The sequence below is a fragment of the Pantoea sp. GCM10028869 genome, from assembly GCF_042666835.1.
Classification (GTDB): Bacteria; Pseudomonadota; Gammaproteobacteria; order Enterobacterales; family Enterobacteriaceae; genus Pantoea; species Pantoea leporis.
This window is the reverse complement of record NZ_JBHTGO010000001.1, coordinates 815970-837499: the sequence shown is the minus strand read 5'-3', so window position 1 is coordinate 837499 and position 21530 is coordinate 815970. Positions and strand designations below refer to the sequence as shown.

Here is a 21530-nt window from a genome sequence, read left to right as displayed (position 1 = left end):
TTTAAGCTTGCTGTATAAATAAATAACTGTGAGAGCGATCTCGATAAATGGTTAACCATTCAATGAGAATTGACTGTGACCGCCTTTTTGAAGCTGATAAAATAGGGTCAGTCTGGTGTTACAGAGGTCTGAAAATGAGAAATTATGCGGAGATCCCTTCACTGAAGTGTCTCCAGGTTTTTGAGCATATTGCCCGGGCGGGAAACGTGGTTCGTGCGGCTGAAGCGTTGGGTATTTCCGCGTCAGCCGCGAGCCATCAGCTAGCCACGCTGGAAAAGAGCCTGGAGTGCCATCTGTTCGAACGTCACGCTGCCGGCGTGAAACTGACCGCCAGGGGAGAAGCTTACCTGGAGATCATTGGTGTGCATCTACAGGGGCTGATTCAGGCAACCGCGGAGATGAAGGCCGCAGGCCGCGTGAACAAAATCCATATTCACAGCTCCCCCACCTTCGGCTACCTGTGGCTTTTACCGCGCATTCAGTCATTTCAGCAGCAGTATCCCGGCACCGAAGTCACGCTGGCCTGCTCGTATGAGGACGTGGATTTCGGACGCGGCGAAGTGGATATCGCTATCCGACATGGCTTTCCGTCATGGGAAGGTTTCGATATAAGGTCCGTGAGAAATGAACGCATTCTGCCCATGGCATCACCGGAGTACCTTGCGCACGCACCCGTTAGTGCGCCAGAGGATTTGATCTCACGCAGGCTTATCTATTCGGAAAATACATTACTACGCTGGCCTGAGTGGTTCCGGGCACATAACATCGCCCAGCCCGCCCAGCCCTGGCTTTTCAGGTTTGATCGTTCATACATGAGCCTGGAAGCCGCCGCGATGGGGCACGGTGTAGTGCTTGAAAGCGAGCTTCTGGCAGAGAAATTCCTGCGTCAGGGTACGTTGGTCAGGATCCTTCCTGAGCAGTTTAGCCATACCATCAGCGCACATCATCTCGTCATGCCGCTGGGCTACCGGAGCAGGCCAAAGCTGCAGAATTTTCTGGGATGGTTTGAAGAAAATTTAGCCTCTGCCGGGACTGTAAATACACCTGCCCTTACCGGCCCGTCTGACAGTCAGACAACGTCCGTATCTCCATCATAATCCGGGTGCATAAGATGCTCTCTAGCCCTACAGCTTTAGGCTGAAGATTTCCTTTTCACTTGATGAAAGAGAGGAAATATCCAGAGGGCTGATAGCAAAAGTCAGCATCATGAACTGACGCTTCTCACTCATAGCGGGTATACGCTCCCTGCATCGAGGGTCTGGCTTCATGATAAAGACATAACAGGCGCTTCAACACATCTGGCTTTTGCTGCCAGTGAACGGGCCATAGTCGACGAATTCTGGCGTGCCGCTCTACAGGTAGGCGGTAGAGACAATGGCGAACCGGGAATTCGCCATCATTACCACTCTCACTATTACGCCGCTTATATCTTAGACCCTGACGGTAATAACATCGAAGTCGTCTGTCAGAAAGGATGAGTAAGATGGCCGGACGACACTTTGCGAAATTGAACCCCATCTGAATTACGGCCTGCTAGTTTCGCCTGTCTGCTACCCGCGAAGTGAAATATCGTGTGGTGAGTTATTGCTTTGTTACGGCAGCAAAATTTACTGCCGCATCAAACGTGGTGATTCAGCGGGCTTTCTGCACCATCAGCGTGGTACCTTAGACTTGCAACGTCTTTCAAAGGAGAGCGGCCAAAGAAACGGGCGTACTCGCGATTAAACTGAGGCACGCTGCGATAACCCACCTCCATGGCAACAGACGTAACGCTCTGCTGGCGCGCCAGTAATTTGGTTCTGGCATGGAGAAGACGGACGCGCTTCTGATACTGGACCGGACTCATGTTTGTCACGGACTTAAAATGACGATAAAAAGCCGATACGCTCATGGCTTCCTGTGCGGCCAGTGATTCAACCACAAATTCATCAGCAAAATTATGTCTAATCCAGCGAATCGCATTACCTATCCGCGCCAGCATGGTTCCCGGTGAAGCGATATCCCTCAGCATCCAGCCATGTGGGCCTTTCAAAACATAATATAGGATTTCACGTTCATAAACCGGTGCAAGAGCCGGGATATCTTCAGGGCTCTTCATCAGGCGAAGCATTCTTACCCAGGCATCCAGCAGCTCGGGCGTGACGGCAGCAACGGAAAAAGCACCCGACTGTGGATCAGCCTTCACGGGAGGTAAATCAGCCAACAACGTCGCTATCCGCTCAGGTTTCAGGGTCAGACTGATCGCGAGATAAGGAGCACCGGTGGCCTCGGGAAGGACTTCGCCTACGGCTGGCAAATCTACTGACATGACAAAGTAAGAAGCAGGGTTGTAGTGGAATATCCGGTCACCTACCGTCATGGATTTACTTCCCCGCAGTATGAGATTAACCATCGGCTCATAGACCGCAGCCAGCGCATGCGCGGGAACGTCCCCCTGCACCATTGCCACACGCGGTATACCGGTTTCGGTTCGCCAGTTTCGGGCATGAGCGGCCATAAGGCGCAGTTCGTCAAGCAGGGGTTCCAGTGTCAAGGTCAGCCTCCTCCGTATGATGATTAAAGCGAGCATAAAGCAGAAAAAGGCAAGAATCGAGCAGGAACGCAGAGGCAGAGCTGTCCCGGAGGTTTTATCCTTTTTCCTCTCGCAGACAGAAAGGATGAAACCTTGAAAATTGTACTGATTACCGGCGGCAGTGGCGGAATTGGCGCCAGTGTGGCGCAGCAGTGCGCGGCTAAAGGGATGGGGGTGATTGTGACTTATAACAGCCATCCTGAATCTGCCCTGAGGGTTGTGAAGGAGATTGAAGCGTCAGGCAGACATGCCGTTACGCTGCATCTGGATGTGGCTCGCACCGAAACCTTCGGCACTTTCCGCGATGCCTTACTTGAGATAGTCAGTATCACCTGGGAACGTGAGCACATTGACGTGCTGGTAAACAACGCCGGGTTTGGGCTCTTCAACCCGATTGAAACGGTGACGGAGAGTGAGTTCGACACTCTTTTTGCCGTGCACCTGAAGGGCCCTTTTTTCCTGACCCAAAAGCTGCTGCCTCTGATTTGCGATGGAGGACACATCATCAACGTTACCAGCGCCACCACGCGTGTGGCGACGGCAGGTGTTGCGCCCTACGCTGCCTTTAAAGGCGGCCTTGAAGTACTGACCCGTTATATGGCCAAAGAGTTCGGGCCGCGGCGCATCCGGGCAAACGCAGTCTCTCCGGGTGCAATCCGTACGTCGCTGGGCGGAGGACTGAACGAAGAATTTGAGAAACTGCTCGCCTCACAGACCGCGCTGGAACGCGTGGGGGAGCCGGATGATGTCGGCCGTAATCGCAGGCCTGGTCTCTGATGACAGCGTCTGGATCAACGCACAATCCATCGAGGTCGCCGGCGGCTACCAAATCTGAATTCTTCCGGAGGTTTTATGCTCGATCATCTATTTTTAACGGTCAGCGATACAGACCGTTCTGTCCGTTTTTATACGGAAGCGCTTGCTCCTCTCGGCATCACGGTTCGTCATGATTATGACGGAAAAGAGGGGCCGCCAGGCCATCCGGATTTGAAAGGGTTCGGTGTTCAAGGCCGGATCTTTTTCTGGCTACGCGAAGGAACTGTTGCGCCAGCTGCTGTACATGTCGGGTTTGTCGCGCGAAATCAAACAATGGTGAATGAAGCCTATGCTTCAGCCATGCGTGCCGGCGCGTCTGACAATGGCGCACCTGGCGCCCGGCTTCACTACGATCCCCGCTACTACGCCGCCGGCGTTTTCGACCCCGATGGCTACAGCCTTGAATTTGTCTTTAAAGAATGGCAGCACCCTCAATCATGAAAACACTACTGATTTATGGCGCCACCGGATACACGGGACACATGACCGCCGCCCAGGCTAAAAGTGCCAGCCTGAATATTATCATTGCTGCAGAAACAGGCCGCGGCTGGGAGTATTTGCCGGTGAACTTGACGTCAGTATGCGGGTATTCGGCCTGGAGGACGCTGCTGAAATCGCGCACGCGCAGTTGCGGAAGTTACCGGGGCTGACGGGAAGATCCACCGACTTATGGCGCTGAGGATAAAGCCGCCAAGTTTTTATGCTGCATATGGCAGTAAGGTTAGACTGTATGAACGGAGCCTGAAGCGTTATTTTCCCCTCTTCACTCATTGCAGACATCATTTCTAAACATGTCCCCTTTGTGCCAGAAATGGGCGCTGGTAGTCCTGCATTGCATTAATAGTCTCAGAGCAGGTCAGGTATATCCTGAACATTATTGAAACCATAAGCATCTAATCATAAATAGAAAACAAATCAGCAGGATTGAGTTGGAAGCCTTTTTTTTCTTCACGTGAAACAATAAATTAGCACACCTGGTTAGTCACCTCAGCCACACAAACCATCACCTCAATAAATAATTATGTGGTACTATTTATACCTGACCAAAACAGGATAGCGTGATGAATTTCAAGATACACGACAAACTCATACATGAAGTTGAATCTCCTAAAGGACTTCTTTATAGGATGGTGATCACTTATACTTGCTTTATGGCAACCTTGATTATTGTTCTCTCTTTTGCTATTGGTGACACTTCAAAAATCAACTTTTATTTCTTCATTAATTCTTGCACTGTAGCAGTAATGGCATGGTTTATCAGGAAATCTTTTAATATCCAATCTACTGAGGTGAACTTGCTTGTTTTTAGAGTGAGTTTGTTTCTGCTTTTGAACTCATCCCTGGCTTCAATGGCAGGCGGACTTGGTTTAATAGAAAGAGATACAGCATCATTAATTGCTTCAATTATTTATATTCCAGCCATATTAATGATTATTTTTTTATTTGAAAAGTTTATATCCTACGTGAACCATAATTATAAATCAGCGGTTAATCTTTCACTTACAGACGAATTAACAGGGTTGCCTAACAGAAGACATTTGAATGTTATATTGAGAGGATTGGAGAACCGGTCAGGAACTATCTGCATTGCTGATATTGACCACTTCAAAAAAATTAATGACACATATGGTCATGAGGCTGGAGACAGGGTGCTGAGAGATACCGGGCTGAGGCTAAGTAACCTTGTAAGCGAGAATGTTTTTATTGCAAGATCGGGTGGTGAAGAATTTGCCATCGTTATCTTTGATAATATCAATGCAGAAGATATCATCAGAAAAATTAAAACTTCGGTTTCAGATGCATGCAACGGAAGTTTCGGTATCACGCTAAGTATTGGTGTGGCAACCAAGCTTAAACATGACTCATCTTCTTCTGCTATCAATGCAGCTGATGATGCCCTGTACAGAGCTAAGAGAGCAGGTAGAGATTGCATTATCTACGACTAGTCGTTTAAAAATAATTAATTTTCCATAAAAGGGAGGAAGAAAGTTTAGGAGAATTTCCGCCCTCTTTTGTTTGATTAATTGAAAGCTAACGGTTTTTATGGAAAAGTCGGATGTCCGCTTCTCGCTCATAGCGGACCTGACATACCGGTCCGCTTAATGCCAGAAACCGACACAACTATTATTTTAGTGCCCACGCCTAAAACTATCTTTTGGCCACAATCCGCATTTCCACAAGGGCATTCTCAGGAATGAACTCTGACACGCCTATAGCTGACCAAGCTGGATATGGCGCCTTTACATACTCATCTTTTACTCTGGAAAAAACGTCGATATGTTTTTTGAGGTCAATGTGGAAAGTGGTCATCTCAAGTATGTGTTCATAGTTTAAACCAGCGGCATTTAAATAAACGCCAAGCTTATAAAAGGCATCATGAAATTGTTCTTCAGGATGCTTACTTATAGGTTTATCTCTTCGTGCTGCGGTAACACCGGAAAGATATACTGTGCCATCTGCTTCGATAACGGGGGAAAAGTGCCAATCATCGAAATAGTGTTGAAATTCTTCAGGGACGATAGATTTTTTCATAATTTCATCACCAGTTGATGAGTTGATAAATGTCAGCATTTTCAACATTAAATGCCCTCGGCGCTCAGGATGTTCAACCCATCCACCCATTGCTCATTGTTGATTGCTCATAGAAGATATTGCCATGCGCGCATATCCTTATTGTGCCAGTAGCGGACGACTCTGATGTCACGATTTATTCATGAATACCGAATAAACCCCTGATACGATAAAACAAATAATCTGCCTGAAGTACGTGCAAAACGAAGAATTATCGTTGTGCATATTAACTGCAGAAACTGAACAGCCTGTCAGGAAACTAAAAATAAAAAAAGTTCTCAGCTTGCTGCCTAATTATATGGCGCTTACCGTCAGCTGAGAACTGTCGCGTTACCTTTGAGATAAGCCATCCGGAGTCATGGAGCGATCAAAGGAGCACCGAATTAGCCTGATACTTAACCCTGCCCCTACAGCCAGGCAGATAGCCATCGTCAGAAGCGCGACGATAAAAGCATGGGTAATTATTGCGACGCTGTTACCGTTCCCCAGCATGCTGTAAAAAATGCCGCCGATAACCGCGACACTTAACGCAGTGCTAATTTGTAATGTCGAGCTGGTTACGCCAGCAATCATACCTGAAAACTGTGGCGCGACCCGGCCTGTCACCATCCGCACCAGAGTTGGCATCGCCAGCCCCTGCCCCAGCCCAGTCAGGAAAAGCAGCATGGCGAGCGGCAGCATCGCGGGAGAGTGACCGGGCATCGTCGTAGCGATCAATCCTGCCATACCTGCCAAACCTGCGGTTTCACATCCCATTCCGATGGCGCTAAGGTAATTCCCGGCATATTGCCTCAGATACGGTGTCAGTAACGGACCAATGAGAAAGCCGACACCAAAGGGTAGAAAAAGCGTGCCTGAAACCAAGGCATTTAAATGTAAGGCACTCTGCAGGTAGACAGAAAACAGAAGAAAGAACGCGCCGATTGAATAAAACAATAAAACAATCATAAGTCCCTGTCCCAGCCCTGGCGCACGTAATACGCTCGGGTTGAGCAGTGGCGATCCCCCTTTGCGACTGAGGTGGTGCTCATATCGCCATAACAGTGAGGCCAGCAGCGGGAAAGCAAAAAATAACAGCCACGTCCACCAGGGCCACCCCGCCTCACGCCCTTCTATTAGCGGCACAATCAGTGTACTCAGCGTTAATGTGGCCAGCAGTGTGCCAACGGGATCAAGTCGCTGAGCAGCTCGCGCCCGTGTTTCTTTCAGCAGCGGCAGGCCAAAGAGAATCACCAGTAGCGTCACAGGCAGATTAACGAGAAAAATTGTCCGCCATCCAAGGTGGAAGAGATCGGCTGATATCAGAATGCCGCCCAGAACCTGTCCAATAACGGAGGCCAGACCAAACACGGCTCCATATATGCTGAGCGCTAAGGGTCGCTCCGCTTCGGGGAAAATGGCCTGCACGGCGGCGAGCGCCTGAGGAGCCATAATGGCGGCCGTGGCGCCCTGTAATATGCGTCCAGCAATCAGTATCCAGGATGACCAGGCAAAACCACACAGCAATGATGCCGCGGTAAAACCTATCAGCCCAAGAAAGAACATTTTTCCCCGACCATAAATATCGCCCAGGCGACCTCCGGTGATTAATGTCACGGCATACACAGCGGCGTACGATGAAATGACCAGCTGTTCTGCTGAGGAAGATGTGCTCAATTCATTATGAATAGCAGGCAGTGCCACATTAACGATAAAAAAATCGAGCGGTGGCAAAAATGCACCTACCAATAAAATGACAAACATAGCCCAACGGCGTGGCTCGGCTTGCAGGATGCTATGTGCCGACATAGATCACTCCTTATGGAACGGTACGGTCCCTGTTAGGGATGTGTGGTCATCGCAGAATGCGCAGTTGACCAATCAGTGCAGGTGACGCCGCCTCGGGGAAGCGCAACACCGATCCGATCAGCGCATGCCGCCGGAAGCCAGAATAATCTCCCCAGTAATCCATCTGGCCTCATCGGAGGCGAGAAATGAGACGATTGGGGCGACGTCCTCCACCTGACCTATACGGCCAAGCGGCGTTTGCTCTTCATTCCAGGTTTGGAAGTCCGAGCCTATTGCGCCTGCGCTATGGCTTCCTTCCGTTTCGATCAGGCCCGGGTTGACCGCATTCACGCGAATTCCCCTGGGACCGAGCTCAAGTGAAAGCACACCGGTAATGGCATCAATCGCCCCCTTAGCACCGCTGTAGATGGCACTTTCAGCAATAAAGACTCGGGTGACGAATGAACTGATATTGATGATGCTGCTGCCGTGACCCAGGTGCGGTGCTGCCGCGGCGCTTACTAACAAGGGTCCAAGCACATTGATATCAAATTGCCTGCGGTACAGCGCTTCAGTGCTCTCTTCAATTTTGGCGAACTGGTAAACACCGGCGTTGTTCACCACGATGTCGAGCCGCCCGAAAAGAGCAATGCTGGTATTAATTAGTGCCTCGACCTCAGTCTGACTGGTGACATCCGCTGCGACTGCCACAGCCTCACCCTTGGTGGCTTTAATATCGACAACAACCTTTTCAGCAGCGTCTCTATCTGAGGCGTAATTGACGATAACCTTGGCGCCATCAGCTGCCAGCTGACGGGCTATACCTGCTCCGATACCTTTTGAACCTCCGGTAACCAGAGCAACTTTGTCTTTTAATTTATGCATAATCTCAGCTTCCTGTTCGTGTCGCCTGAGGCGACGAATTTAAAGAAGCCATGGTGATGCCTGCAAAGTTGTTTGAGAACTGACACTTTTGTATATTGGATGTTCATTTTTGAACGGTGGAATCGAAGCATGGATTGGGGGGATGTTCAGGTATTGCTTGCGGTCATGCGTAACGGCTCTTTCGGGAAAGCAGCCCTGAGTCTGGGCGTAAGTCATCCTACAGTAGGACGCCGTATCAAGGCGCTTGAGGATGAAGCGCAGCAGGCGCTGTTTCGCCGGACAACGGAGGGATTGGTGCTGACAGATGCCGGAGACGGGATCATGAAGCTGGCAGAAGCGATGGAAAATTCCGCGCTTGCCATGGAACGTCGTCTGGCAGGCAATCACGATCGCCTTGAAGGAATACTGAGAATATCATCAGCAGAATGGTTTACTAACTATGTGCTGGCCCCCGTGCTGAGTGAATTGACACGTCGTCATCCGGCGATTGTGCCGGAAATTATTGCAGGTTACCGCCTGCTCGATCTGTCGCGCCGTGATGCCGACATCGCGTTTCGCATCGTACCTTTTACCGATCCGAATATTGTTCAGCGCCGTTTGATGCGTGTGCCCTACGCACTTTATGGCACGCCACAGAATGCACAGGCACTGCTCACAGCCCCCTCTTCGGTGGGGCTGATCCTGATGAATACTGGGCAGTCACATTTTCCTGACGTCTCATGGCTTCTTGATCATTTCCCGCAGTCAAAACCTGCCTTTAAAAGCACAAGCCGCGCGGTTCAGGCGCAGATGTGTCTGCGGGGGATGGGCGTAGCCGTGCTGCCACGGCCTTTGGGTGATGCCACCACCGGGCTGCAGCGTATTGAAATGCCTGACATTCCGCCTTCAAGAGACATCTGGGTCGGCTACCATCAGGATCTTCGTCATATGGATCGCCTGCGTGCACTGCTGGATATCGCAGATAGTATGCTGGCTTCACAACAGGAATAGGCTGACGTGCCGGGGCACCCAGGTGAAACCAGCGGGCAAAAGCGCTTCAGGTATGTTTGTGCGTTTCCTCACGAAGACTCATCTGAGCAAAGACATGGGCTAACTTATGACGAAATGATAATAATCAATATGTCGACCAGATGGATAACCCTACATGCCGGGTTATCAAGTTCGCCCTAAGCCGCCCGTTAAATACTGACAGTCACACCATTTTTCTGAACACTCAGCAGGCAGCTTTGTCTTTACGCCCGTTCTTAATGGTCAGCGTGATAGCTGAAATCAGGAAATAGAGAACACCAAAAGCGGCGTAGGGTGCAATCGTGGTGACATCCAAAGCAGCATTACTACTCGCCTGTTTAAACATAAATACACCCGCCAATGCAGATTGTGCTCCACTCAAGACCATAGCCCATTGTCCATTTGAATTTTTCCAGCGACGGATGGAAGCAGAAAGCTGCAATACACCAGAAAAAATCGCCCATATTCCAAAGACTTTAATGGTTGTATTCATGCTGATAGAAAGAGCCCAGATAATAGCCGCTGCGACCACCAGGCTAACGATAAAGTTAAATTTTTGGGGTGGGTTTAGTGCTAAGCCCCCTGACTGTCTTGCATCAAGATAATTGGCGAATGCGTCCCATGTAGGATACAAAACAAGCAGAATGGCACCAACTATGGGATTGTGTTTGCCAATGAATAGCGCAAGTGCAATCCAGACAATTGAACCTGCAGCACGGATATAATAATAAGCTTGAAGCCATTGATTTTGAATGTAGGTAGATGTAGCGAAATTGGATTTCATTATGATTCTCCGAAATAGGTTGGACTTCACAGAATATTCCAGACGATTGATGGCCGAATTAGAGTCGGCAATTAATCAGTCGTAGGATTAACAAAATGTGTAAAGCTTATAAAAACACGCTTTTTAAGGAAAAACAGAGCGTATAAAAATGTTGCTCGATAAAAAAACGACACTGTGTCAAAAAATTAATCTTAATTTTTTATACAGTCTTGGATTAACGATATAGGTTTAGGTCGCAAGCATTCTGGCGGTAACCTGTTCTGTCTAACCTACGTAGTCTGCGTAAACGCAAGGGCTGCCTTATGTAACCTGACACAGAGCTCCGGACTAAGTCAGGAAAAATCCCGATAAAAAAGTAGGTTAAAGGCGCCATCACAGCAACCGGAATCGTTTGCTGACATTCATATTTGAAATCGGTATTAAGTGAATAACTGCAGGGATCTCTGCGTACTTCAGGATGTTTTTTGTTCATTATCACACACGAATCAGAAAAGGATTCAGGAACATATTCCGCCTTACTGACGTCAGCTATCTCCCTGCAAAAACCGCCAGTTACGCTACGTTGTCTAAGGTGTTCACAATACTGTTTTCCTGAAAAAGAAACTGACCTGAATGGCTGTAATAACATCTTCCTGCTAGCGAGTAGTTGAGCAACCAGCGAGTCGATGTCTGCCAGGTGAGGTGGCATACTGATCGATTGCTTTAATACGGCTGACTCATTCAATCCAGAATTTCCGGAGAGTTTGAGCTGAGTCTGTAAAAAGGGCTGAAAACCTGACGCAGTGGTAACAGAAGATCGGGAATTCATTCTTTCTATGTTTAATGCTGCCAGGTCCGGCATTGAATGCAAAGCGCGGATAGTGTTCATTAATAATTTCTCCATCAAAGTAAAGTCACATTGAAATAGCCTCAATCAAAGTCTTCGCTGGCTATATCACTTCCTCCAAATCATGCTTACATTAGTACGGACAAACACTGCATTACATACCTACTAGAAGATAGGCTGAGTTACTACAATGCCACTTGCAGTTATTCTTTCTATGATCCGGATATTTCATTCAACATCACGAAATCCAGTCAACTAAATCGCTCTAATGTTTAAATATCTAACCGGTACAAAGACTGCCCATCAACTATTTCAGCCCGAGTAGCCGAACACTTGAAGAGTTCGGCTAGTAACGTTTTATTGTCTGAGTTACCTCAGCTGGTTTTCGTTAATCTTCTAATCACTGGCTCGACAATTTGCTGAAATAAATCAGCGTTATTAAAGGCACGCGAAGATATAATTGCACCATGCACCGTAGCCATTAGCGATTTGGCCTCTGTAGCTGCACTTTCCCGCAGAATAAAAACGCCATTTTTTTCACCCCTGCTCAGTACATCAGTGAGCCAGTTAGTGAGATCGTTGAAATGCCCACTGACTTCCTTAGCCACTTCTTTAGGTAAAATCGTTAATTCAACAGCCAGCATCACGCAAATGCAGAAAGGAGAATTGTTCTCACGGATGCAGGTCGCCCAGAAATTCACGTAGCTGTTAATTTCACCTAATGCATCACCAGAGAAATGCTGGCTGGTTGCCGCCATTCCTGCCTGTGCCTGCTGTCGATAATCACTCACGACTGCCTGAACCAGATCCGCTTTGCCAGGGAAATGGTGGTGAATACTCGACTTACGAATCTGCACCCGCTCGGCTAAATCAGCATAACTGAAGCTGTTATAACCGCCTGCTGTCAGCAGAATTCTGGTGTGGTGCATAATCTCTTCGGCTTTCTGTGAACGTTCTGTACTCATGCTTGCTCCAGCAGCGACGGTAAAATAACTGCGAATCGATAAACGGCCACGAACCTACTCAGCGTCAGCCGGATTGTCAAGCGCACCGCGCGTCAAGCGTTTGCGTTTATATGCACCCGCCATACTGCTAAATACGCCATCGCGCAGAATTAAAGCGTGGTACAAAGCTGCGGCAAGATGCAACATAACAGTGATGAAAAGCGCCATGGCTACCAGGCTGTGGAGCGGACGTAAAATGGCATAAGCGTTGTTGCTGATCGGAACAATGGGCGGCAGCACAACATGACCCAGTGTGACAGGATACCCCGCCGCCGACAGCATCGCCCAACCGATCAGGGGCTGAGCCAGCATCATGGCATACAGTGCCCAATGAGACAGATGCGCTAAGAATTTCTGCCAGGCAGGCAGCGTGGCTGGAAGTGCTGGCTTAGCAGTGCTGAATCTCAGCCAAAGCCGCACAATGACCAGCATTAAAATCATCAAACCCAGCGGCTTATGAATCGCAACCAGCAGGCCGTGCAATGATGAAACCGTGGATACCATTGCGACACCAATAAATAACATGGCCATAATAGCCGCAGCCATCACCCAGTGAAGTACGCGCAGTGCCGGGTGAAAAGTGTTGTTCTGTTTCATCAGTGGGCTCCGGCCTGTTCATGAGTGCGTGCATTATAGGATTTAGCGTAAGCGGATGAGCGGGCATTAAGAAGCGGGTCATCCGAAGCCGTAATACCATCAGGTAAAATCAGCGGGTCATAATTAATGTCGTTACAAACGCCCTGCTGTTGTGCCGTTGTCTTATTAATTGTCAGCGTTCCGGCATTGATCACCTGACGATCGGCAGGCCATCCAATCGATGCGTCATGGCCTTTATCACCAGAGCCCGCCACTGTAACCATCAGATCCCATTTCTGCGGCCCGTTCGCTAGCCGCTGCTGTAAATCACGCTGCAAGAAATTGGCGTCGTTTTTCTCATTTTCATCCATCGCCTGATAGTCAGCGTGCGGCACCATACTCCAGCGCACCAGGTGGGAATGGCCCTCTTTATCAATGAAATTAAAGGCGTTCAAACTGTTAAATTGATCGCGGACCCAGCTGGAAGAGGGAACATATTGCTTTGCCCAGGCAAAGAAAGGTTTGATTTCTGGATGCTGTCGTACAAAAGCCTGCATTCTGGCTGGATCAGGTTTACCGGTTTTTGCATCAGGTAGCGTGGCGGTTTGCAGGTCATAGAAGCCCTGCACGCTTTGTACCGGAAAAAAAGGCATTGCATTCATGCCTGTGCGCCACTGTTCACCATTTTTCTGATAGAAAGCCAGCGCCATACTGCGTATAGGCACTGCATAATCAGGCGCATTCGGATTTCCGCCTGCGATAGCTAAACGGCCCACCACAGGCGTAACGCCTGAGGCAAACAGTGCCGCACGTGACAAGGCGCTGGCGGTACCGTTGGCAGAAAAATCCCCCAGGATACAGACGCCCTTTGCATGATTACGGCGATAACCCGGGTGATTGCCGTTAGATTTTTCTAAGGCAGTAATCAGCTTATCCGATGTCAGCCTGCCAGTATCCAGCCACCCGCCCGCCCACACGAACAAGGCGATCAGCAGTAATGGGATCACAATTATTATCGCCAAGCGCACTATTTTATGACCGACAGAAAGAAAAGGTTTATTCATGAAAACACTCAACATTGCAGAATTTAGTTCACTGTTCATCCGGGCGTAATCATTAAGATTTTGCTTTTAATAACTGGATGACATTCAGAAGTCATGTAAGACGCTCGATAAATCTACTAGTAGGTAGGCTGCACTGTCAAACAATTATTTCTCCTTTTATAAGTTGCTGTCCCCTCCATGTCATACCGGCTTGTTCACATTCTGGAGTGGCCCCGTTCCCGCAAACAATTGCAGTCCTTACGATGAGGGCTCAGCTCCTCGCTCATAGCAGACCTCAAGGCATTGCAAACTGGCGCCTCTTTTGCCACGGTTGTGGCAATCAGAAGGCAGGCAAGCCTGCCTTATTTTCACTTTAATGGGATTCAACAGCCTGCGGAGTGACAACGTCGCGTGACCGCAGCGTGATACGTACCGGCGCAGATTTATACGATGGCGTACCGCTCTCCTTGTCGATGTAATCCAGCGGGATCAGGACGTTAGCCTCCGGATAATAGGCTCCAATCGATCCTTGTGAGATGGCATAGCGAATCACCGTCATGGATTCCAGACGCATACGGTATCCCGGCACTGCTGACTCCAGATCCACAACATCCCCGTGCTCAAGCCCCAGACGTTCCAGATCAAAGTCACACATAAACAGGACGTCACGGCGGCCAAATACTCCGCGGTAGCGATCATCCATGGCGTAAATCGTCGTGTTGTATTGATCGTGACTGCGAAGCGTAATCAGACGTAGCACGTCGTCGCCCGGCACCGTCAAGTCTTCATGCGTGCCTTGATAAAGCGAAAACATCGCTTTACCGCTCGGGGTCGGCCAGATGCGATCCCGCGGCGGCAGTGGCATCTGAAAACCACCGGGTTGGCGAATGCGGGCATTGTAATCATCGAATCCGGGTATGGTTTTTTCGATCAGGTCGCGGATGAGATCGTAATCGGCTATCAACTCATTCCAGTTAACCCGCGTTCTCGGCAGAGCCGCGCTGGCCATCCCGGCAACAATGGCCGGTTCAGAACGCAGCAGCGGCGACGCTGGCTTCAACTTTCCGGAAGAGGCGTGCACCATCGACATGGAATCTTCGACAGTGATCGACTGGCGATTGCCAGACTGCTCATCCAGTTCGGTACGGCCGAGGCACGGCAACAGTAGTGTCTCTTTCCCGGTCAGAAGATGAGTACGGTTCAACTTGGTCGCGATGTGAACACTGAGTTCAAGTTCACGCATCGCCGGAAAGGTCACGTCTGAATCGGGCAGCGCCACGGCAAAATTTCCTCCGAGGCAAATGAGCGCCTTCGACTGCTTATCGACTATCGCTTTCATCGCCTGCACCGCATCATGACCGTGATGCGACGGTGGTGTAAATCCAAACACGTTTTCCAGCTTATTGAGAAAATCGGACGACGGTTTCTCAGTGATCCCCACGGTACGGTTACCCTGAACGTTGGAGTGGCCTCGTAACGGACAAACGCCTGCGCCGGGTTTACCGATATTGCCTCGCATTAGCAGCAGATTGACCAACAGGCGCACATTATCCGTACCGCGGTTGTGCTGTGTAATGCCCATACCATACGTCAGGATAGTGGCATTCGATTTGACGTAAGCTTCAGCGACGCGCCTGAGATCTGCCTGCTTCAGGCCAGAGTCTTGCTCGATTAATGCCCAGGATGTGGCTTCGATGTCCGCCGCGAAGCGCTCAAACCCTTCTGTGTGCTCGCGGATAAAGGCATGATCCAGTGCCGTACCGGTTTCAGCCTCAATCGCCAGCACCGCTTTGGCGATACCTTTAAGCGCAGCCGAATCGCCACCGGCACGGACCAAATAATACGTTGACGCGATATCGGTTGAGCTGTTGGTTGCCATCTCCATGACATTCTGCGGGTCGGCAAAACGCTCAAGCGCGCGTTCGCGCAGCGGATTAAACACGATAATCGGTACGTTACGGCGCGCCAGCTCGTGCAGCGTTCCCATCATGCGCGGATGATTGGTTCCTGGATTATGACCCATTGAGAGAATAAGCTCTGCGCTATCGAAATCGTCCAGTGATACGGTGCCCTTACCGATCCCAATCGACTGAGGCAAACCTACGCTGGTTGCCTCGTGGCACATATTTGAACAATCAGGAAAATTGTTAGTGCCATACTCCCGGGCAAAAAGCTGGAACAAATAGGCCGCCTCGTTTGATGCGCGACCGGAGGTATAGAACTCAACCTCATCTGGCGGCAGTGCAGCTAACTTATTGGCAATACGCGTAAAAGCCTCTTCCCAGCTCACTTCGATGAAGGTGTCGCTTGCTGCATCATAGCGCAGCGGCGTGGTTAACCTGCCGTATCCCTCCAGCTCATAATCGGAACGCTGTAGCAGCGACGTAATAGTGTTTTCGGCAAGAAATGCCGGCGTAACGCGCTTGGTGGTCGCTTCCCATGTGACCGCCTTAGCGCCATTTTCACAGAACTGGAAGGTTGAACCATGATCCTTATCCGGCCAGGCACATCCGGGGCAATCAAACCCATCGGGCTGATTAGTGCGCATCAGCGTAGGCGGCGCTTTTAAGGTATCCATTTGGTTTTTAACGGCTATTGCGGTTGCCTTAAGTGCTCCCCAGCCGCCTGCCGGGCCATCATAGGGGTGTACGCCTGGTACTGTGCGATGATTTTTTTTGCTCATACAAATTCGGCTCACGTGAATGTAATTTATGATGCTGCAGCCCCTGTGGAGGTTGCTTAACGTAACAGCGATATGTGCAGGTGTTACCTGAGCCTGAATATCCCTTCATCCACTGGTGTTATGGATAGTTTGAAGGTAGCAAAAAAAAACAGATCTCCCACGCTGGTTATCAATTAGTTACTTTTTAAATTCATTCCTTTATCTGGCTAGCAAAGAGTAACGACCGGAATTTCGATCTATCCACTCATTGGAAGTGTATTGCCGCTTAAGGAAGGCGTACCTGAATGATTATTCTGGAACGTAAAGAGTATCCCGTCGGGAAAGCCGTCATTTGTACTTTCTTTAACGAAATAATTATCTAATGACAATACATTTATTTCATCGTGCAAACGTTTTACTTTTTCCAGCTAACTGTCACAATAAAAAAGCTACATAAATAGCGCACTATTATAAAGCGCACGATATATATAAATGATAAAAATTCTTATTTATAGTGACAACACCGGGGAAAACCTTATGCACACACGCTTTTGTTGGGCAGGTTTACGACGCGCCGCAAGTTATCGCGGGCATGTATAAGCAGCACTTCGCTACCACAAGGTCCGTTCGCCACCCTCACGGGGGTGGTTAACGGTTGACCGGCACTAACGTTTTGGGCGAGAAGTGGGGGTTGTCTCAAGCCACGCGCGCACGTTCTCCAGGTCCGGCCCGACTTCGCGCAGGGCCTGACTCAGTCGGTCTTGTGTGGTGCTTAACTTCAGAGTCCAGAACGTGATTTGCCACTGCTCGCGTATCTCTACCTGACTGAGGTCTGCTGGAATACGCCGCTGAATGTATTGACGGTTTTTCATTATTTTTATCCTTTTCTGTTTTATGCAGGAACGCCCGGCATGAGGCTTGCCAGCGCAATACATTCCCTATATTGAACAATCACCCTGGATAGAATAGAGGAATATTCCTGCTGTTGAGGTGGGGATAAAAAAGGAGAGTAATCCTGGCGAGGCCAGCGATTTATTCTGACGTGTGTTAACAATATCTATTTCATTAAACTAAAAAATAATTATTTTCATTTCTTCTTATTAAGCCTCTGATAAATGAGAAAATTAAAACACTGCATCCTGGTCAAGTTAACGTGATGTTTAGAGGCGGGAGAGCGATATACCCAAATTCACTCCATCCCGTATTTAAGGAGTTTTCTTTGAGAAATCAACTTTTAGAGCGGCCCGTGGCCGTACAGCATAATATCCGTGATCTCAGGCTTGCCGCTGGCCTTTCACAACAGAGTGCCGCTGAGCGTTTCGATCTTAGCCTGCGTGTTTGGCAGTCGAAAGAGTCTGCGAAGAATCCAGGACAGCTCAGCCAGGGCGAATATGAATTGTTATTGTTGCTGGCTGGGCAACATCCATATTTTGCACTGGTGTCGCAACAAAAAAAGTAAGCTGCCTTGTCCGTATCATTCGATGCTGCCTTGTCCGTATCATTCGATAAAGAGCAAGCACTGCATCAATGTCACAGAGTTAGCCGTATCACTGGCTAATCAAACTGAGTAGATGCATCACCGTCCTTGAGGGGTTGTTGCGCCGCCAGGCAAAGGCGATATCGGTAAACAGGGTGTTATTCTCTATTTCGCAAAATGTAACATGCGGGTTGTTCACACAGCACATGGACTCTGGTACCAACGCGATGCCACAACCTGCTCCGACCATGCCGAGAGACGAGGTGATTTGGGGAGCCTGAATAAATCGTGTTGTGGTGAACCCCGCGCGCAGACAGGTGCTGACGATGAGCTCATACAGGCTGGGAGCGACTTCACGCGGAAACATAATCAATGTTTCGTCCACCAACTGCGCTAATGCAATGGTGCCAGAGGAGCTACATGCATGGCCCGCAGGTAACGCAATCATCATTCTTTCGGTAGCGATGACTTTCAAATTAAACGCCTTGCTGCTTTCACACGGCAAACGAATAAACGCCGCATCAAGCAACCCATCCCGCAGATCCTGCATCAGCAAAGCCATATTCTCTTCCCTGGCAATGAGTTCCATTGCCGGATAACGCGTTCTAAAACGCTGAAGAAGGTCAAACACGGGAGCCCCGAAAGCGACAGAACTGGCAAACCCGAGCGACATCTTTCCGCTTATGCCCCGCGCCATACCACGGGCTTTCTCAAGCGCATGGTCGGCCAGCTGCACAATCTCAGTGGCGTCATTTAGGAATGCCCTTCCCGCATCGGTGAGTTCAACGCCGCGCGTCAGGCGTTTCAGTAATGGTGTCCCAATCTCATGTTCCAGTCGCTGTATTTGCTGGCTCAGCGGTGGCTGAGAAATGCCAAGCATTTCTGCAGCACGAGTGAAATGTAGCGTCTCGGCGACAGCAACAAAATAACGCAGATGGCGAAGTTCCATATCAAAAACGTCTCAAAGTTTACAGGTTTCGCTATTGGATTCGGTAAGCCAAAAAGCCCACCATGATATTAACACGGCTTAACTATTGGTTTGCGAGGTGGCAAATGTGTAATTTTGTATCTGCCTGTTCATGCGAGGAACAGCTGAGAGAAACCGTCTTTAAACTCCATGATGATTCACCAGAAAAGGTTATCTATCAGACTTCACTGATGAGCGCGCTGCTGAGCGGTGTTTATGACGGATCCACCACGGTGTCCGATCTGTTAAAGAAAGGCGATTTTGGCCTGGGTACGTTCAACCAGCTGGATGGAGAACTCATTGCCTTCGACAGCAAGGTCTATCAGTTACGCTCCGATGGCAGCGCCAATCCTGCTCAGCCCGAGCAACAAACGCCGTTTGCTGTGATGACTTTTTTCAAACCTGAAAATCGCTACCGCTTTACCGAAACCGCCACGCGAGAAGAGGTTCATCAGGTTATCGACAGCAAAATCACTTCAGATAACCAATTCTGTGCCATGCGTATCAGTGGTCGCTTTCATGCCGTACGGACTCGAACCGTTCCCTGCCAATGTCGCCCTTATCGCTCGATGCCGGAAGTGCTGGGCGATCAGCCAACCTTCGCATTTAAAGAGACGCAGGGTGAACTGATTGGCTTCCGTACGCCGCAGTACATGCAGGGAATCAACGTGGCGGGTTATCACGAGCACTTTATTACGGATGACCGGCAAGGCGGTGGGCACATCCTCGATTATGTGCTGAAGGAGGGAACGCTAACCTTTGGCTCCATCAACAAGCTTGTCATTGATCTACCCCGGGATACCGAATTTCTTCAGGCAGAGCTCACGCCGCACAATCTTGATGAAGCCATTCGCGCCGTCGAAAGCTAACAATAGGGGGCAATATGAAAACGTTAAAAACCCACACTCACTGGAACAGCGGCGCCGATCTCGTGGTCGCGCAGCTTGAAGCACAAGGCGTAAACCACGTGTTTGGCATCCCCGGAGCCAAAATCGACAAAGTGTTTGATTCATTAGTGGATTCTCCCATTCAACTCATCCCTGTCAGGCATGAGGCAAATGCTGCCTTTATGGCCGCAGCGGTAGGCCGACTTACGGGACATGCCGGTGTTGCACTTGTGACCTCCGGACCAGGCTGCTCGAATCTGGTTACCGGCATGGCAACCGCCACCAGCGAAGGCGATCCGGTGGTGGCCATTGGCGGAGCGGTGAAACGATCGGATAGCGCCAAACAGGTTCACCAGAGCCTGGATACCGTGTCGATGTTTCGTCCGGTAACGAAATATGCTGTTGAGGTCACCGCCCCCTCCGCGCTGACCGAATGTGTCTCTAACGCATTTCGTTATGCAGAAAACGGACGCGGTGGAGGTGCCTTTATCAGCCTGCCGCAGGATATTGTTGATCAGCCGGTTTCCGGCAGCCCTTTGCAAAATAGTGGACACGTTAAGTTGGGCGCGGCCCCCGAAGCCCTAATTGAGGCTGTCAGCCAGGAAATCAGCCGGGCAAAAAATCCGGTTATCCTGCTGGGCCTGATGGCCAGCCAACCAGAAAACAGCGCCGCAGTCCATGAACTGCTGTCAAAAAGCCAGATCCCCGTTACCAGTACTTACCAGGCTGCAGGCGCAGTCAGACAGGAGCACTTCTCAAGGTTTGCTGGACGGGTTGGATTATTTAACAACCAGGCTGGAGACCGGTTATTACAGCAGGCGGACCTGATCATCACTATCGGTTATAGCCCGGTTGAGTATGAGCCGGCAATGTGGAACAGCGGCAAAGCCATCCTGGTACATATTGATGTGCTACCGGCTGATACGGATAACCGCTACCAGCCCGATGCAGAACTGGTAGGCGACATTGCGCAGACCGTATGCAAGATTGCCGCCCGTATCCTCTCACCATTAACGCTAAGCCACGCTGCCGCCACTGTACTGGAAGACCGCCAGCAGCAACGCCAATTACTGGCAATGCAAGGTGCCAGCTTAAATCAATTTGCGCTGCATCCCCTGCGCATCGTGCATGCGATGCAAGACATCATTAACTCTGACATCAGCCTTACCGTTGATATGGGAAGCTTTCATATCTGGATAGCGCGCTATCTGTATAGCTTCCGTGCGCGCCAAATCATGATCTCTAATGGTCAACAGACCATGGGTGTCGCCCTACCCTGGGCTATTGGTGCCTGGCTGGTTGATCCTTCACGCAAGGTGGTATCGGTGTCCGGGGACGGCGGATTTTTGCAATCAAGCATGGAACTGGAAACTGCCGTCAGGCTGAAGGCCAATATCCTGCACATCATATGGGTTGATAACGCCTACAACATGGTCGCCATGCAGGAAGAAAAAAAATATCAGCGCATTTCAGGCGTCAGTTTCGGTCCGGTGGATTTTAAAGCCTATGCCGATGCTTTTGGCGCAGCCGGATTCTCCGTTAACAGTGCGGCAGAACTTGAGCCAACATTGCGCAAAGCAATGGATGTCAGCGGCCCCGCTGTGGTCGCCATTCCGGTCGACTACAGCGATAACCCGCTACTGATGAGTCAGTTACACCTGAGTCAAATTCTCTAATTGAAAGGA

19 protein-coding genes and 2 pseudogenes are annotated in these 21530 nt (G+C 49.7%); 10 read left to right on the top strand and 11 right to left on the bottom strand.

Features of this window, described 5'->3' with window-relative positions; genetic code table 11:
* Positions 1-134: 134 nt before the first annotated feature.
* Both ACFQW4_RS03860 and ACFQW4_RS03855 read left to right on the top strand, forming a co-directional pair.
* Positions 135-1097 carry a LysR substrate-binding domain-containing protein gene (locus ACFQW4_RS03860; RefSeq protein ID WP_377723875.1) on the top strand — a complete coding sequence of 321 codons (963 nt, stop codon included), beginning with the start codon at positions 135-137 and terminating at the stop codon, positions 1095-1097.
* 78 nt (positions 1098-1175) lie between these two features.
* Positions 1176-1478 carry a VOC family protein gene (locus tag ACFQW4_RS03855; RefSeq protein WP_377724015.1) on the top strand — a complete coding sequence of 101 codons (303 nt, stop codon included), beginning with the start codon at positions 1176-1178 and terminating at the stop codon, positions 1476-1478.
* A gap of 140 nt (positions 1479-1618) precedes the next feature.
* On the opposite strand, the gene ACFQW4_RS03850 is transcribed toward ACFQW4_RS03855, so the two are convergent.
* Positions 1619-2569 (bottom strand): AraC family transcriptional regulator N-terminal domain-containing protein, encoded by a 951-nt coding sequence (locus ACFQW4_RS03850; protein WP_377723873.1) that lies wholly within the window; start codon positions 2567-2569, stop codon positions 1619-1621.
* A 96-nt stretch (positions 2570-2665) separates the two neighbouring features.
* On the opposite strand from ACFQW4_RS03850, the pseudogene ACFQW4_RS03845 reads away from it, so the two are divergent.
* The 4 genes and pseudogenes from ACFQW4_RS03845 (at position 2666) to ACFQW4_RS03830 (ending at position 5334) form a co-directional block, all read left to right on the top strand.
* Positions 2666-3407, top strand: a pseudogene (locus ACFQW4_RS03845) (SDR family NAD(P)-dependent oxidoreductase).
* A gap of 17 nt (positions 3408-3424) precedes the next feature.
* Positions 3425-3829, top strand: a complete 405-nt coding sequence (locus tag ACFQW4_RS03840) for a VOC family protein (RefSeq protein WP_350262192.1) — start codon at positions 3425-3427, stop codon at positions 3827-3829.
* Between the two features lie 177 nt (positions 3830-4006).
* Positions 4007-4141: pseudogene (locus ACFQW4_RS03835) on the top strand (hypothetical protein); the annotation flags it as partial.
* 308 nt (positions 4142-4449) lie between these two features.
* Entirely contained in the window at positions 4450-5334 is an 885-nt protein-coding gene (locus tag ACFQW4_RS03830; protein ID WP_350262194.1) for a GGDEF domain-containing protein, read from the top strand.
* Between the two features lie 202 nt (positions 5335-5536).
* Here ACFQW4_RS03830 and ACFQW4_RS03825 read toward each other — a convergent pair whose 3' ends face one another.
* From ACFQW4_RS03825 to ACFQW4_RS03815, 3 genes are all read right to left on the bottom strand, one after another.
* Positions 5537-5920: a Rid family hydrolase gene (locus ACFQW4_RS03825; RefSeq protein ID WP_101761070.1), complete on the bottom strand. Its 384-nt coding sequence runs from the start codon at positions 5918-5920 to the stop codon at positions 5537-5539.
* 369 nt (positions 5921-6289) lie between these two features.
* Positions 6290-7747 (bottom strand): MFS transporter, encoded by a 1458-nt coding sequence (locus ACFQW4_RS03820; RefSeq protein WP_377723870.1) that lies wholly within the window; start codon positions 7745-7747, stop codon positions 6290-6292.
* Positions 7748-7864: 117 nt separating this feature from the next.
* Complete coding sequence (locus ACFQW4_RS03815) at positions 7865-8611, bottom strand: SDR family NAD(P)-dependent oxidoreductase (protein ID WP_377723868.1); 747 nt, start codon at positions 8609-8611, stop codon at positions 7865-7867.
* Between the two features lie 129 nt (positions 8612-8740).
* Here ACFQW4_RS03815 and ACFQW4_RS03810 point away from each other — a divergent pair, with 129 nt between their 5' ends.
* A complete protein-coding gene (locus ACFQW4_RS03810) occupies positions 8741-9601 on the top strand; it encodes a LysR family transcriptional regulator (protein ID WP_271460547.1) in 861 nt (286 codons plus the stop codon).
* Positions 9602-9824: 223 nt separating this feature from the next.
* On the opposite strand, the gene ACFQW4_RS03805 is transcribed toward ACFQW4_RS03810, so the two are convergent.
* The 6 genes from ACFQW4_RS03805 to ACFQW4_RS03780 form a co-directional block, all read right to left on the bottom strand.
* Positions 9825-10403, bottom strand: a complete 579-nt coding sequence (locus tag ACFQW4_RS03805) for a DUF308 domain-containing protein (protein ID WP_377723866.1) — start codon at positions 10401-10403, stop codon at positions 9825-9827.
* Positions 10404-11603: 1200 nt separating this feature from the next.
* Entirely contained in the window at positions 11604-12194 is a 591-nt protein-coding gene (locus ACFQW4_RS03800) for a TetR/AcrR family transcriptional regulator (protein ID WP_350262198.1), read from the bottom strand.
* Positions 12195-12248: 54 nt separating this feature from the next.
* On the bottom strand, positions 12249-12830 hold the full coding sequence (locus tag ACFQW4_RS03795; RefSeq protein ID WP_350262199.1) for a cytochrome b: 582 nt from the start codon (positions 12828-12830) through the stop codon (positions 12249-12251).
* A complete protein-coding gene (locus ACFQW4_RS03790) occupies positions 12830-13873 on the bottom strand; it encodes a catalase family peroxidase (protein ID WP_350262464.1) in 1044 nt (347 codons plus the stop codon). The genes ACFQW4_RS03795 and ACFQW4_RS03790 overlap by 1 nt, the downstream gene beginning before the upstream one ends.
* A gap of 352 nt (positions 13874-14225) precedes the next feature.
* On the bottom strand, positions 14226-16535 hold the full coding sequence (locus ACFQW4_RS03785) for an FdhF/YdeP family oxidoreductase (protein ID WP_377723863.1): 2310 nt from the start codon (positions 16533-16535) through the stop codon (positions 14226-14228).
* 644 nt (positions 16536-17179) lie between these two features.
* Positions 17180-17386 carry a DUF3606 domain-containing protein gene (locus ACFQW4_RS03780; RefSeq protein WP_101761078.1) on the bottom strand — a complete coding sequence of 69 codons (207 nt, stop codon included), beginning with the start codon at positions 17384-17386 and terminating at the stop codon, positions 17180-17182.
* 347 nt (positions 17387-17733) lie between these two features.
* Between ACFQW4_RS03780 and ACFQW4_RS03775 the strand changes: the two genes are divergently transcribed.
* Positions 17734-17973, top strand: coding sequence for a transcriptional regulator (locus tag ACFQW4_RS03775; RefSeq protein ID WP_110868383.1), 240 nt, complete (start codon positions 17734-17736; stop codon positions 17971-17973).
* 88 nt (positions 17974-18061) lie between these two features.
* Here the strand turns inward: ACFQW4_RS03775 and ACFQW4_RS03770 are convergent, their stop codons facing one another.
* A complete protein-coding gene (locus ACFQW4_RS03770; RefSeq protein WP_192235537.1) occupies positions 18062-18940 on the bottom strand; it encodes a LysR family transcriptional regulator in 879 nt (292 codons plus the stop codon).
* Between the two features lie 104 nt (positions 18941-19044).
* Between ACFQW4_RS03770 and budA the strand changes: the two genes are divergently transcribed.
* Positions 19045-19827, top strand: a complete 783-nt coding sequence (budA, locus tag ACFQW4_RS03765; RefSeq protein WP_137387213.1) for an acetolactate decarboxylase — start codon at positions 19045-19047, stop codon at positions 19825-19827.
* A 14-nt stretch (positions 19828-19841) separates the two neighbouring features.
* The gene (gene alsS / locus ACFQW4_RS03760; protein WP_377723860.1) at positions 19842-21521 is read left to right on the top strand and encodes an acetolactate synthase AlsS; all 1680 of its coding nucleotides are present in this window, start codon (positions 19842-19844) and stop codon (positions 21519-21521) included.
* Positions 21522-21530 lie beyond the last annotated feature (9 nt).